This is a genomic window from Methylococcus mesophilus, from assembly GCF_026247885.1.
In the GTDB taxonomy this organism is placed as follows: domain Bacteria; phylum Pseudomonadota; class Gammaproteobacteria; order Methylococcales; family Methylococcaceae; genus Methylococcus; species Methylococcus mesophilus.
The window spans coordinates 1,869,105-1,881,391 of the sequence record NZ_CP110921.1; the positions used below are offsets into that span (position 1 = coordinate 1,869,105).

Sequence of the window (12,287 nt, forward strand, 5' to 3'; positions counted from 1 at the left end):
AAAATGCGCACGCGCCGGAGGGGGAACCCAGGGGCGATCCCCCCGCAGCGGCCACTCAATCCGCTGCCGCCTGCTTTTCCAGGCTGTTGTCATAAATCATCAGGGGCTCGCTTTCGCCGTTGATGACCTTTTCATCGACCACCACCTTGGAAATCTGGTCCGAGGAAGGCAGCTCGTACATCGTGTCCAGCAGCGTATGCTCCAGTATGGTCCGCAGGCCCCGCGCTCCGGTCTTGCGCGCCATGGCCTTGCGGGCGATGGCGCCCAGTGCGTCTTCGCGGATTTCCAGTTCGCAGGACTCCATCTCGAACAGCCGCCTGTACTGTTTGACCAGGGCATTCTTGGGCTCGGTCAGGATGCGTACCAGGGCCGGCTCGTCCAGCTCTTCGAGTGTCGCCACCACCGGCAGGCGGCCCACGAATTCCGGAATCAGTCCATAGCGGATCAGGTCTTCGGCCTCGACGTCGGCCAGCACCTCGCCGACATTGCGGCGGTCATCCTTACTCTTGACGTCCGCCGCGAAACCGATGCCGCCCTGCTCGGAACGCGAGCGGATAATTTTCTCCAGGCCGGCGAAAGCACCGCCACAGATGAACAGGATATTGGCGGTATTGACCTGCAGAAACTCCTGCTGCGGATGCTTGCGTCCGCCCTGCGGCGGCACGGAAGCCACGGTGCCTTCGATCAGCTTGAGCAATGCCTGCTGCACACCTTCGCCGGAGACGTCGCGGGTGATCGAGGGGTTGTCGGCCTTGCGCGAAATCTTGTCGATTTCATCGATGTAGACGATGCCCTGCTCCGCTTTCTCAACGTCGTAGTCGCACTTCTGCAGGATTTTCTGGATGATGTTCTCCACGTCCTCGCCGACATAGCCCGCCTCGGTCAGCGTGGTCGCGTCGGCGATGGTGAAGGGAACGTCGAGCAGGCGCGCGAGCGTTTCCGCCAGCAAAGTCTTGCCCGAACCGGTCGGCCCGATCAGCAGGATGTTGCTCTTGGCCAGCTCGACTTCGTTCTTCTTGCCGTGGGTCTGGGCGCGCAGCCGCTTGTAATGGTTGTAGACGGCGACCGAAAGAATGCGCTTGGCCTTCTCCTGGCCGATTACGTATTCGTCCAGTACGTTCTTGATCTCTTTCGGTTTGGGCAGCTTGTCGGCGCCCGTGGAAGCGCTCTCCTGCAATTCCTCGCGGATGATGTCGTTGCACAGCTCGACGCATTCGTCGCAGACAAACACCGCCGGCCCCGCAATCAGCTTGCGGACCTCGTGCTGGCTTTTCCCGCAGAATGAGCAATACAGGAGCTTGCCGCCGCTGTCTTTGCCGTGTTTATCCTCGCTCATCGCTTTACCTCTTGGTTTTCCGCAGCGAAGTCCGCCCATTTGACGGACCCGCGGCTGCAGCCGGTACCCCTCTTAGGGCCCAAATCTATCCGACATTCACGCCGCTGTCACGGCTCGGTGGGTCAACACCTTGTCGATCAATCCGTAACTCACCGCATCGTCTCCGCCCATGAAGTTGTCGCGATCGGTATCGATCTGGATTTTCTCGATGGGTTGGCCGGTGTGATGCGCGAGAATCTTGTTGAGGCGGTCACGGACCGCCAGTATCTCCCGCGCATGGATGTCGATGTCGGAAGCCTGCCCTTGGAATCCGCCCAGCGGCTGATGGATCATCATCCGCGAATGCGGCAGACAGTAACGCTTGCCGGCGGCGCCGCCGGCCAGCAGCAGCGCACCCATGCTGGCGGCCTGGCCGACGCACAGGGTGCTGACGTCCGGCTTGATGAACTGCATGGTGTCGTAGATGGCCAAGCCCGCCGTGACCACGCCGCCCGGGGAGTTGATGTAGAGATGGATATCCTTGTCGGGATTCTCGGACTCCAGGAACAGCAATTGGGCCATGACCAGATTGGCCATGTAATCCTCGACCGGACCCACGAGAAAGATCACGCGTTCCTTGAGCAGGCGGGAGTAGATGTCGAAGGCCCGCTCCCCCCGCGCCGATTGCTCGATCACGATGGGCACCAGCCCGCCCGCTGCAGTTTCCGCCTGTTTCAGGCCCATGTCGCCAAACATCGTCGGCCGCCTCACGTTTGGGGTTGCTGCTCAGCGGTGCCGGCCGGCGCCATGAGCTTTGCGAAGTCCACGCCCTGGTCCTTCACTGCCGCCTTGGACAGGATCAGATCGACGACCTGATCCTCCAGCACCAGGTTCTCGATCTCGCGCAGGTTGTTCTTGTCGGAATAGTACCAATTGACGACCTGCTCGGGATTTTCGTAGCTCTGGGCCTGTTCCTCGATGGAGGAGCGCACACGCTTGCGATCCACGCTGAGCTTGTTTTCGTCGATCAGCTTGCTCAGGATCAGACCCAAAGCCACGCGCCGCTTCGCCAGCGGGGTGTAGCGCTCCTTCAGCGCTTCCAGTTCGACGCCCGGATTCCCCTGCTCAGCCGCCTTGTGATACGGCTGCAGCAGCTCGTTGAGTTCGTCCGCCACGAGAACTTCGGGCAAGGTGAAGGAATTGGCCGCCAGTAAAGCGTCCAGGACGGCCGATTTGGTGCGGACCTTGAGTGCGCGCCGCATTTCGCGCTCCATGTTTCCCCGGACGTCGGCCTTGAACGCCTCGACATCGCCATCCACGCCGAAAGCCTTGACGAAGTTGGCATCGACTTCCGGCAGCACACTCTCGCTGATCTCGACGACTTCGACATCGAATGAGGCCGTCTTGCCGGCCAGTTTCTCGTTGTCGTACTCCGCCGGGAAGTCGAGATCGAAGCTCATCCGCGCGCCACGTTCCGCCCCGACCAGCTTATCCTCGAAGCCCGGAATCAATTGCCCCGAACCCAGCACGACGCGGAAATTTTCGACCCGGCCGTCGGTGAAGCTGTCGTCGGCCAGCTTTCCTTCGAAATGAATCACCACCTGGTCGTTCAAGGCCGCCGGACGCTCGACGGCACCCCAGGTCCGGCGCTGTTCCCGCAGCCGCTGGACCATCGCTTCGAGATCGCCGTCGGTCACTTCGCAGGTGAAACGGGGGCACTGCAGACTTTCCAGAGGCGCCAGTCCGAACTCCGGCAGGACTTCGAAATCCGCGATGTAGGAAAGGCCTTCGCCTTCCCCGATGGCCGTCGCCGTGATCCGCGGCATGCCGGCCGGTTTCAGGTTTTCGTCGTTCACGGCCTGATGGAAACTGGACTGGATCATCTCCGACAGCACCTCCTCCCGCACCTGCGCGCCATAGCGCTTGCGGACGAGGCTGGCGGGCGCCTTGCCGGGCCGGAAGCCGTCCAGCCTGACCTCGCGGGTCAGCGACTTCAGGCGTGATTCGACCTTTTCCCGAATCTTCTCTTCGGGCACGTTCACGGTCATTTTCCGGTCCAACTCGGAGACGGCTTCAACGGACACTTGCATACTCAAAATACCTCGGGTTCAACTTGGGCCTGGGTGCGTTCAATCAGGGATGTGCCGGCAACGCCTCACCGCGCAAACGCGGATGGCGGGCAGGCAAACTAAGGGTGGTGCGAATGGAGAGACTCGAACTCTCAAGGGTTTCCCCACTGGAACCTAAATCCAGCGCGTCTACCAGTTTCGCCACATTCGCAATGAGTTCACGGTTCAATTATACTCGCGGCGTCTGGCAAGACGGGCGCCAGGGAAGCGCGGAAATGGCAGACGATTGGGCCGGTTTCGGCAAAAAATCACGCCGTATTATAGGGATTTCAACAAATTTTCACATCCTCCCCGATGCGCCTCCGTTCCGTTCTCGCCGCCGCGCTTGCTCCTTTCGTTTGTCTCGCCCTCGCCCTGATCCTCGTCGCCGCCCTCAGCTATCCGCTGGCCCGGCTGAGCGGCGGCGCGCTCGGCATTACCACGGTCCTTAGTCGCGGTACGCTGCTGCTGGTCTTCGCCGGCCTCATCCTGGGCGCACGGCGGCTGGGGATCGGCTGGCGCTCGGTAGGTTTTCCCGCCGGTTACGCCCTATTCGTCCGCCAGATCGGCATCGGGCTCGGCTTGGGCCTGTTGATGCTGGGTCTGCACGTCGCCGTGATCATGGCGCTCGACATCCGCGTCTTCAGCGAAGTCCAGGCGGCCCGCCACCCTTCCGTTCCGATACTGCTGCTGAAGCACATCGGCGTCGCACTGCTGCTGGCCACCAGCGAAGAACTGCTGTTTCGGGGTTTGACCTTCGCGATACTGGCAAAGTTCGTAAGACCCGCCTACGTCATCGGCGTCACGTCCTTCTATTACGTGCTGCCGCATTTCCTCCGCAGCCGGCTGAAATTGGGCGAGAACGAATTGAACTGGGACAGCGGCTTCACGGTACTGGCCGACGCGGTGGGCAACGGCATCGCAGAAACCGACTTCAGCTCCTTTCTGGCGCTGCTCTGCGCCGGCGTGTTCCTGGGCTGTGTGCGTGCGCGGACTGCACAGGGCCTCGGCTATTGCATCGGCATCCACGCCGGCTGGGTCTTCGTCATCAAGACCTGCAAGTCTTTCACCTACGACGGCAACGCCGGACCGTTCGGCGTACTGGTGGGTTCCTACGACTCCATCATCGGCTATCTCTCCGCCGGCTGGATCAGCGCCTGCGCGCTGCTGTTCCTGTTCGCCACCCGCTCAGGAGCCGCTGCCCGATGACGAGCGGCGGCGAAGGCGTCACCAAATACAGGCTGATTTTCACACCCGCCCCCCCGCCCTCGGCGGACCAAATCCAGGAGCTGAACGCCTGGCGCAGCATCATCCGGATGCTGGGTCTGACCGGGCTCGATCCCGCACGCTACGGCGGCCTTGACTATGGCAACGTCAGCCTACGGCTGCCCGGCGGCAGCATCCGCTTCCTGATCAGCGGGACCCAAACCGCCGGACGCATTCATCTGACCCCCGGCGACTACTGCGAGGTGCACGGCTTCAATCTGGAGGCGAATCAATTAGAGGCAAGCGGTCCCGTCCCACCGTCCTCCGAAGCCCTGACCCACGCCGCCGTCTACTGCGCCGATCCGGCCTGGCGCTGCGTCATGCATGCCCATTCCCCCGAAATCTGGCGCCACGCCGGGAGGCTCGGCCTTCCCGCCACGCCCCCGGAAATCGGCTACGGTACGCCCGGGATGGCGCTGGCGGTGGAAGCGATTGCCGCCGAGCCCGGCGTACCGCTGATCGCCATGCTGGGCCATGCCGACGGCATCATGGCTTACGGCCGGACGGTCGAAGCCACCGCCCGGATTCTGATAGGCTACCTCGCCGAGGCCCTGCAACTGGACGACGCATGCGTGCCGGGGCAACCAGCAAGAACATCGCACCACGGAGCTACGCCATGAGACTCAAGACCATCATAGCCTGGGCAACGCTGCCACTGATCTCCGCGACGGCCTCGGGCGCCGCGCTCAGCCATCACGGCGGCCTGATCCTCGACTGCACCCCGCCCCTGTTTTTCGAAGAGTCGCCCGCGAACGAATCGAGCGTCGAAGTCTTCGACCGGTTTTCCTTCACGGCTTCCGATAATACCGACGGCACCACGCTGAAAATCTGGGTGGACGGGAAGCCGGTCGCGCCCACGACCACGCCCCAGCGCAGCGGACGCCTCACCGTCGAAGGCCGCCCCGAGACCCCGATCGGCCAAGCCGGCGCCAGGGTGCGGATACTGGTCAGCGGATTCAGCAAGGACGGCTGCGAACGCAGCCACGCCTTTTATGTTCACGTCGGACCGAAATCCTGACCCAACTTCGATTCCCAGAGCAATCCCATCCTAAGGAGACTACCCATGCGTAAACTGGCCATCGCCCTGTTGTTTCCCGCCGCCGCAGCCCTTGCCGAACCGGCAGCCGCGCCCAACGGCATTTCGCTGCCCGCCGGCTACAAGGACTGGAAGATGATCGGCGTTTCTTCGCGGATCGAGCAGAACAATTTGCGCGCGATCCTCGGCAACGACATCGCCGTCAAGGCCGCGCGCGAAGGCAAGACCAATCCCTGGCCGGACGGCGCGATTCTCGTCAAGCTGTCCTGGAAGAAGGGCACCCACGAGTTGTTCCCGTCGGCCGAGGTACCGGGCGACTTCACGCAAGCGGATTTCATGGTGAAGGATGCCGCCAAGTACGCATCGACCGGCGGCTGGGGCTATGCCCGCTGGCTGGGGATGGAACAGAAACCCTACGGCGCGAACGCCGATTTCGCCCAGGAATGCATGGGTTGCCACAGCGGCGCCAAAGCCGCCGACTACGTCTTCACCCATCCCGCGAAACTGCCGTAATCCCCGGTATCAGGATGGGCTTTCGTCCTCGGCTCGACGGGACGCGCGCCCGGCTCACAGCCGTGCCCGTTTGAGCCTCAGGGCATTTGCAATGACCGACACCGAGCTGAAGCTCATGGCCGCCGCCGCGACGATGGGCGATAGCAGCAGGCCGAACACGGGATACAGCACGCCGGCGGCGACCGGCACGCCCAGGATGTTGTAGATGAAGGCGAAAAACAGATTCTGGCGGATATTGCGCATGGTCGCCCGGCTCAGCCGGACCGCACGTGCGATGCCGCGCAGATCGCCTTTCACCAGGGTCACGCCGGCGGATTCCATCGCCACATCGGTGCCGGTGCCCATCGCGATGCCGACTTGGGCCTGAGCCAGAGCCGGCGCGTCGTTGATACCGTCGCCGGCCATGGCGACCTTGCGGCCCTCGGCCTGCAGCCTCTTGACGGCGGCGGCTTTCTGGTCGGGCAGCACTTCCGCCTCGAACCGGCCGATACCCAAGTGGCGCGCCACTGCCTCCGCGGTCATTCGGCTGTCCCCCGTCAGCATGACGATGTCCAGCCCCGACCGATGCAGGGCCGCAATAGCCTCCGGCGCGGAGGACTTTATCGGATCGGCTACGCCGAGGAATCCGGCCGTCTCCCCGTTCACAGCGACCCACATCACCGTCTGGCCTTCCCGCGTCAGCGTTTCGGCGCTCTCGGCCAGGCGACCGGTTTCGAAGCCCAACTCCGCCATGAGCCGGGCATTGCCCAGACAAACCGAATGCCCTTCCACCTTGCCGGTCACGCCACGCCCGGTCAGGGATTGGAATTCCTCCGCCAGCGCCGGCCGGATGCCGCGCTGCTCGGCCCCTTTGAGGATGGCTGATGCCAGGGGATGTTCACTGCCGAGTTCCAGCCCGGCGGCCAGACGCAACAGCTCCCGCTCGTCCGTGCCGTCCGCCGTCACGACGGACACCAGCCGCGGACTGCCCTCCGTAAGGGTGCCTGTCTTATCCACGACCAGTGTGTCGATTTGTTCCAGCGTTTCCAGGGCCTCGGCGTTCTTGATCAGCACTCCCGTCATTGCGCCCCGCCCGGTGGCCACCATGATGGACATGGGGGTCGCCAGCCCCAATGCGCAGGGACAGGCAATGATGAGCACGGCCACGGCATTGACGATGCCATGAGCCAAGCGGGGCTCCGGACCCCATACGCTCCAGACGACCAGCGTGGCGAGGGCTATCGCCACCACCGCCGGAACGAAGTAGGCCGAAACCGTGTCCGCCAGCTTCTGGATGGGCGCACGGCTGCGCTGCGCCTCCCCGACCATGCGGACGATCTGCGCCAAGAGCGTGTCCGCCCCCACCTTCTCGGCGCGCATCAGCAAGCTGCCGGTGCCGTTCACCGTGGCACCGATCAGCCGGCTGCCGGCCGTTTTCTCCACCGGAATGGGCTCCCCGGTCACCATCGACTCGTCGACGGCACTCTTCCCTTCCAGGACCGCTCCATCCACCGGAATTTTTTCGCCGGGCCGAACCCGCAGCACGTGGCCCGGTTGCACGGTTTCGAGGGGGACATCGCGTTCGCCGCCGTCTTCCGACACCCGACGCGCCGTCTTCGGCGCCAGGCCCAGCAGCAATTTGATGGCAGCGCCCGTACGGCTGCGGGCGCGCAGTTCGAGCACCTGCCCCAGCAGCACCAGCGTGGTAATGACAGCAGCGGCTTCGAAGTAGACCGGCACCAGACCTTCCCCACTCCTCACAGCGGCAGGGAAAAGTCCGGGCGATAACGCCGCCGTCAGGCTGTAGAGCCAAGCGACGCCTATCCCCAAGGCGATCAGGGAGAACATGTTGAGGCTGCGGTTGACCAGGGAGGCCCAACCGCGCGCGAAGAACGGCCAGCCTCCCCACAACACGACGGGCGTTGCGAGCGCCGCCTCAAGACGCTGCAGCATTGAGGGTTCCAGAAGACCGCCCACGGCTTCCGGGAAAAAATCATGCCCCATCGCCAGAATGAACAAAGGCAGGGACAGCGCTGCACCGAACCGGAACCGCCGCGACATGTCGCCGAGTTCGGAGTCCTCGGCATCGGCCGCGACCGTTCTCGGTTCGAGCGCCATGCCGCAGACTGGACAGTGGCCGGGCTGGAGGCGAACCACCTCCGGATGCATCGGGCAGACATACTCGATTCCGGCTTCGGAAGACGGTCCGGCGATTTTCTCCAAGGCCATTCCGCACTTGGGGCAACTGCCGGGTCCGGCCCGCCGGATCTCGGGATGCATCGGACAGGTATAGACCTGCCCTTCCCCAGCGAACGGTTCGGTTGTTCTCGCCATTTCGAACTCCCCCCAGAAGTCGAACACGTCGCCGCCCGCCCTGGCTTCGGTCACTCTCCGGTTGGCATCGAGTTCACCCCAGCGCCTCGCTAAAACGGCTCCGAGGGGAAAAAAGTGCGTCGGCGTTCCGTCAGCCGCCTACTTTCAGCAGTTCCACCTCGAAGATCAGCGCGGCGTTCGGTGGTATCACCCTACCGGCGCCGTATTCACCGTACCCGAGTTCCGGCGGGATGAAAAAGCGGTACCTGGCCCCCGGTTTCATCAGCTGCAGTCCTTCCGTCCACCCCGGTATGACCCCGTTCAGCGGGAAGCTGATGCCGTCCCCCGCATCGAAGGTCGAACCGTCGGGAAAGCCGCCCTTGTAGTTGACCGTCACCGTATCCGTCGCCTTGGGCGATTCGCCCGCGCCATCGCGGATCACTTCGTACTGCAAGCCGCTGGCCGTGGTGACCACCCCGGCTTTCTGCTTATTGGCTTCCATGAACTGCTTGGCTTCCATCAGATTCTTCTCTCCGTCGAACGAAGGCCCGCACGCAGCCAGGCCGATTGCAAACAGCGCCGGCAAAAACCCGCGCCTCCTCGATTTCGCCACTGAAAACATCCTATTCCCCCCTAACGCGGCAGCCGTCAGACAACCCCGAAAACCAATCCGATGATGAACAAAGCCCCCATGACCGCGAGCGCCTTGAGCGTGAAACCCGCCACCTTGGCCACCAGCCGGTCGCGGGCGGCGATGAAGCGGGCCATCGCATCCAGATCGCTGCGCTCCAGTTCGGCCGGCGGCAGCCCGTTCATCTCGACCAGCCCCAGGTCCTCCGCCAGTTGCGCCTTGCGCAGGAAATCGACCTGCTCATAAGCCACGCCGCAGTCGAACACGAACTCGGCCAACGCCTGCTCTCCGGCACCCGTCCGCGCCAGGGATTCGCCCTGGGCCGCCAAGTCGAGCAGGCGCTTGCGGGTATCCGCCGGCAGAACTGCGGTCAGGCCACGAATCCGCTCCGCAAGGCTGCTGCCCTTGGCGCCGTAGTCTTCGGCCAGCAACGTATCGAGCCTGGCGAGGGCGGCATCGACTACAGTCTTGGAATACATCACTTCCTCAAATCTTAAAAGGCGGCATCATACTGCATCGCCCAAGCCTTCGATGACATGATCCTCGATGCGGGCCACGACCGTTTCCGAAACCGCGAACCGGCAGACGGATTTGCCCGCCCGATGCACCGAATCCGCCGCGCCCGAGACCAGGGGGTGCCACTCCGGCAGCGGACGCCCTTCGGACAGCAGGCGGTAGGCGCAACTGGCGGGCAACCAATGGAACTGGTCCGAGGACTGCCGCAGATCCATGCAGTCGGGCACCAGGCTGAACCGACCCTGGTACTCGGTACAGCGGCAGGCGGCGATGTCGAGCAAACGGCAAGCTACCCGTGTGTAAAGGATTTCGCCGGTGTCCTCGTCTTCCAGCTTGTGCAAGCAGCACTTGCCGCAACCGTCGCAAAGCGACTCCCATTCCGCCGGGCTAAGATCGGCCAAAGCCTTGGTGCGCCAAAAAGGCTCCTCCGCCATCACGAACCGGCCGGCAAGGCCTTGGGACCGCTCAGGGTGCGCATGAACACCTCGGCATGGTCGATGGAGCGCTCCATCGCCTGGATCAGACCGGCCACGCCGTGGCTCATGCCGGCCAGCTCGCTTTCCAACGAGGCGATGGCCTGGGCATTGAGATTGTGCTTGAGGAACAGTACCTGGTCGCGGAATACCCGCAATACCGGGTCGATCTTGCCCTCGGCGCGGCGCATTGCGCTCATCAGCTGGGCATAGTGCTGCTGGGTCAGCTTGAGCTTCTGCCGGCTGGCCGCCCGCAGGCTGCGGTTAGTGTACTGGTCGAGTTCGTCCTCCCATTCGCGAAAAAGCGCCTCGGCCACGTCCTGGACCGCGTCGATCCGGTCACGCACGGCCAGCGCCTTGGAAGTGGAATAGTCGAATTCGATCTTGAGCTGCCGGTAGACGTCCTCCAGCGCGCCGCCGTCGAATTGGGTCAGGGCGCTGAATTTTTCCAGGGCGGTCTGGAACTGCTCCTTGGCCTCCTCCAGACTGCCGCGCGCGCTGTCGACCCGAGCCACCAGGATGTCGCGCTTGTGGCGGCCAGCCGATTCGACCATCTGGAAATAGATTTTCTGGAATCTGCCGCCAATCAGCCGCATGATCGGACTCAGCAGGCCGGCCAGGGTAAGATAATTTCCGCTACCGGAACCCGATTTACGCATCGTCGAAACCACTCCGAGAAATTCCGCGGGCACGCCCGCGGGAGCTGCGGATTTTACCCCCAAGACACCTCCCAGGTACAAAAGGAAAGGTCATGCCCCGTCCCGCAACGCCATCCCTCGCCGCCGACGCGATCATCGAACTGACCGACCGCCCCGGCCGCCCCATCGTGCTGATCGAGCGACGGTTTCCGCCGCTGGGATGGGCCATCCCCGGCGGTTTCGTCGACGTCGGCGAAACGGTGGAACGCGCTGCGATCCGCGAAGCGCTCGAAGAAACCGGCCTGGCGGTGCGCCTCACCGCCCTGCTCGGGCTCTACTCCGACCCCGCGCGCGACCCCCGCGGCCATACCGTCACCGCCGTCTACGTCGCCGAAGCCATCGGTAACCCGCAGGCCGCGGACGATGCCAAGACCTGCCGGATCGTCAGCCTGGACGAGTTGCCTAGCCCCCTCGTGTTCGACCATGCCCAGGTGCTCGCCGACTTCCGGCGGTTCCGGGAGCAAGGACAACCTGCGCCATTGCGCGTCGATTGAAGCGAGCCGCCAGGGGCCTCAAGCCGCCAGCCCGCTGACGTCGATCCCCTGACCCGCCGGAAGGCGACGGATATCCCAATGCGCTACCGCCCAGTCCAGGATGTCCGCAGGCTGCGCACCGAACAGTCCCGGCTCCGGCGCGAACCCCAGTAATATCAGCAGAGTCCAGAGGTTCTCCGACGGCGTATTCGCATCGACCGGGCGAGCTCCCGCCTGCTTGCTCAGCTTGATACCACCGCGGTCGGTCAGCACCGGGATGTGGCAGTAATCAGGCCGCGGCAGACCGAGGCGTTCCTGCAACAGTATCTGGCGGGGGGTGGAGTCGAGCAGGTCGACACCCCTCAGCACCTCGGTGACCCCCTGCTCGGCGTCGTCGACGACGGTGGCGAGGTGATAGGCGGGAATGCCATCGCGCCGGCGGACGACGAAATCGCCCACTTCGCTGCCCAGGTCCTGGTCGATCCGGCCCTGGAGGCGGTCGTCGAAGGCGATGACCGCATCGTCCACCCTGAGTCGCAGAGCATGTTCGCCGGACGGCGGACTCGGATAGCGAGCCCGGCAGCGGCCGGGATAAACCTGGCCGGAAGCAGCCAGTTCGCGGCGCGGACAGGTGCAGGGAAACACCCGCCCGCCGGCCGTGAGCCGTTCCAGCGCCGCGCGGTAGATATCGTCCCGATGGCTCTGGAACAGGACGTTTTCATCCCACCACAGCCCATGCGTCTCCAGGGTGCGGAGGATGCTGTCGGCGTGGGTCTGCCGGCAGCGCAGCCGGTCGGCGTCGTCGATGCGGACCAGCCAGACGCCGCCCCGCCGGCGGGCCTCGCAGCAGCCGACCAGCGCGGTATAGAGCGAACCGAGGTGAAGAGGACCGGTGGGAGAGGGCGCGAAACGCCCCCGGTAGGGGGCGGATGAAAGGAGGGACTTCAAACCGGCGCGGCTTGCCCG

The 12,287-nt window shown here is 64.0% G+C and carries 14 protein-coding genes and 1 tRNA gene; 5 read left to right on the forward strand and 10 right to left on the reverse strand.

Annotated features, from left to right (window positions below; genetic code table 11):
* Positions 1 to 55: 55 nt before the first annotated feature.
* The 4 genes from clpX to OOT43_RS08725 form a co-directional block, all read right to left on the reverse strand.
* Positions 56 to 1,336, reverse strand: coding sequence for an ATP-dependent Clp protease ATP-binding subunit ClpX (clpX, locus tag OOT43_RS08710; protein ID WP_266024519.1), 1,281 nt, complete (start codon positions 1,334 to 1,336; stop codon positions 56 to 58).
* A gap of 96 nt (positions 1,337 to 1,432) precedes the next feature.
* Positions 1,433 to 2,071, reverse strand: coding sequence for an ATP-dependent Clp endopeptidase proteolytic subunit ClpP (gene clpP, locus OOT43_RS08715; protein WP_317134063.1), 639 nt, complete (start codon positions 2,069 to 2,071; stop codon positions 1,433 to 1,435).
* Positions 2,072 to 2,082: 11 nt separating this feature from the next.
* Positions 2,083 to 3,405, reverse strand: coding sequence for a trigger factor (gene tig, locus OOT43_RS08720; protein ID WP_266024520.1), 1,323 nt, complete (start codon positions 3,403 to 3,405; stop codon positions 2,083 to 2,085).
* Positions 3,406 to 3,510: 105 nt separating this feature from the next.
* Positions 3,511 to 3,595, reverse strand: a tRNA-Leu gene (locus OOT43_RS08725).
* 143 nt (positions 3,596 to 3,738) lie between these two features.
* Between OOT43_RS08725 and OOT43_RS08730 the strand changes: the two genes are divergently transcribed.
* From OOT43_RS08730 to OOT43_RS08745, 4 genes are read left to right on the forward strand one after another with little or no spacing between them, the layout of a single operon-like run.
* The gene (locus tag OOT43_RS08730; RefSeq protein WP_266024521.1) at positions 3,739 to 4,632 is read left to right on the forward strand and encodes a CPBP family intramembrane glutamic endopeptidase; all 894 of its coding nucleotides are present in this window, start codon (positions 3,739 to 3,741) and stop codon (positions 4,630 to 4,632) included.
* Positions 4,629 to 5,309 carry a class II aldolase/adducin family protein gene (locus OOT43_RS08735; RefSeq protein WP_266024523.1) on the forward strand — a complete coding sequence of 227 codons (681 nt, stop codon included), beginning with the start codon at positions 4,629 to 4,631 and terminating at the stop codon, positions 5,307 to 5,309. Before OOT43_RS08730 ends, OOT43_RS08735 begins: the two co-directional genes overlap by 4 nt.
* On the forward strand, positions 5,306 to 5,707 hold the full coding sequence (locus OOT43_RS08740; RefSeq protein WP_266024524.1) for a hypothetical protein: 402 nt from the start codon (positions 5,306 to 5,308) through the stop codon (positions 5,705 to 5,707). The genes OOT43_RS08735 and OOT43_RS08740 overlap by 4 nt, the downstream gene beginning before the upstream one ends.
* 45 nt (positions 5,708 to 5,752) lie before the next feature.
* Complete coding sequence (locus tag OOT43_RS08745) at positions 5,753 to 6,238, forward strand: cytochrome P460 family protein (protein ID WP_266024525.1); 486 nt, start codon at positions 5,753 to 5,755, stop codon at positions 6,236 to 6,238.
* Positions 6,239 to 6,292: 54 nt separating this feature from the next.
* Here OOT43_RS08745 and OOT43_RS08750 read toward each other — a convergent pair whose 3' ends face one another.
* The 5 genes from OOT43_RS08750 to OOT43_RS08770 all read right to left on the reverse strand — a co-directional run bounded on the left by OOT43_RS08750 (position 6,293) and on the right by OOT43_RS08770 (position 10,809).
* Positions 6,293 to 8,605 (reverse strand): copper-transporting P-type ATPase, encoded by a 2,313-nt coding sequence (locus tag OOT43_RS08750; protein WP_394358043.1) that lies wholly within the window; start codon positions 8,603 to 8,605, stop codon positions 6,293 to 6,295.
* Positions 8,606 to 8,681: 76 nt separating this feature from the next.
* Positions 8,682 to 9,116 (reverse strand): FKBP-type peptidyl-prolyl cis-trans isomerase, encoded by a 435-nt coding sequence (locus OOT43_RS08755; RefSeq protein WP_394358044.1) that lies wholly within the window; start codon positions 9,114 to 9,116, stop codon positions 8,682 to 8,684.
* 62 nt (positions 9,117 to 9,178) lie between these two features.
* A complete protein-coding gene (locus tag OOT43_RS08760; RefSeq protein WP_266024527.1) occupies positions 9,179 to 9,640 on the reverse strand; it encodes a hypothetical protein in 462 nt (153 codons plus the stop codon).
* Positions 9,641 to 9,667: 27 nt separating this feature from the next.
* Positions 9,668 to 10,111, reverse strand: a complete 444-nt coding sequence (locus tag OOT43_RS08765) for a YcgN family cysteine cluster protein (protein WP_266024528.1) — start codon at positions 10,109 to 10,111, stop codon at positions 9,668 to 9,670.
* Positions 10,111 to 10,809 (reverse strand): DUF2959 domain-containing protein, encoded by a 699-nt coding sequence (locus tag OOT43_RS08770; RefSeq protein ID WP_266024529.1) that lies wholly within the window; start codon positions 10,807 to 10,809, stop codon positions 10,111 to 10,113. The genes OOT43_RS08765 and OOT43_RS08770 overlap by 1 nt, the downstream gene beginning before the upstream one ends.
* Positions 10,810 to 10,901: 92 nt before the next feature.
* Between OOT43_RS08770 and OOT43_RS08775 the strand changes: the two genes are divergently transcribed.
* Positions 10,902 to 11,342, forward strand: coding sequence for an NUDIX hydrolase (locus OOT43_RS08775; RefSeq protein ID WP_266024530.1), 441 nt, complete (start codon positions 10,902 to 10,904; stop codon positions 11,340 to 11,342).
* A gap of 18 nt (positions 11,343 to 11,360) precedes the next feature.
* On the opposite strand, the gene gluQRS is transcribed toward OOT43_RS08775, so the two are convergent.
* Entirely contained in the window at positions 11,361 to 12,269 is a 909-nt protein-coding gene (gene gluQRS / locus OOT43_RS08780; protein ID WP_266024531.1) for a tRNA glutamyl-Q(34) synthetase GluQRS, read from the reverse strand.
* Positions 12,270 to 12,287: the final 18 nt, after the last annotated feature.

Bases quoted from the DNA above. Each gene is read 5' to 3' on its own strand.
- clpX (WP_266024519.1), bottom strand. From the start codon at position 1,336: ATGAGCGAGGATAAACACGGCAAAGACAGCGGCGGCAAGCTCCTGTAT.
- clpP (WP_317134063.1), bottom strand. From the start codon at position 2,071: ATGTTTGGCGACATGGGCCTGAAACAGGCGGAAACTGCAGCGGGCGGG.
- tig (WP_266024520.1), bottom strand. From the start codon at position 3,405: ATGCAAGTGTCCGTTGAAGCCGTCTCCGAGTTGGACCGGAAAATGACC.
- OOT43_RS08730 (WP_266024521.1), top strand. From the start codon at position 3,739: ATGCGCCTCCGTTCCGTTCTCGCCGCCGCGCTTGCTCCTTTCGTTTGT.
- OOT43_RS08735 (WP_266024523.1), top strand. From the start codon at position 4,629: ATGACGAGCGGCGGCGAAGGCGTCACCAAATACAGGCTGATTTTCACA.
- OOT43_RS08740 (WP_266024524.1), top strand. From the start codon at position 5,306: ATGAGACTCAAGACCATCATAGCCTGGGCAACGCTGCCACTGATCTCC.
- OOT43_RS08745 (WP_266024525.1), top strand. From the start codon at position 5,753: ATGCGTAAACTGGCCATCGCCCTGTTGTTTCCCGCCGCCGCAGCCCTT.
- OOT43_RS08760 (WP_266024527.1), bottom strand. From the start codon at position 9,640: ATGTATTCCAAGACTGTAGTCGATGCCGCCCTCGCCAGGCTCGATACG.
- OOT43_RS08765 (WP_266024528.1), bottom strand. From the start codon at position 10,111: ATGGCGGAGGAGCCTTTTTGGCGCACCAAGGCTTTGGCCGATCTTAGC.
- OOT43_RS08770 (WP_266024529.1), bottom strand. From the start codon at position 10,809: ATGCGTAAATCGGGTTCCGGTAGCGGAAATTATCTTACCCTGGCCGGC.
- OOT43_RS08775 (WP_266024530.1), top strand. From the start codon at position 10,902: ATGCCCCGTCCCGCAACGCCATCCCTCGCCGCCGACGCGATCATCGAA.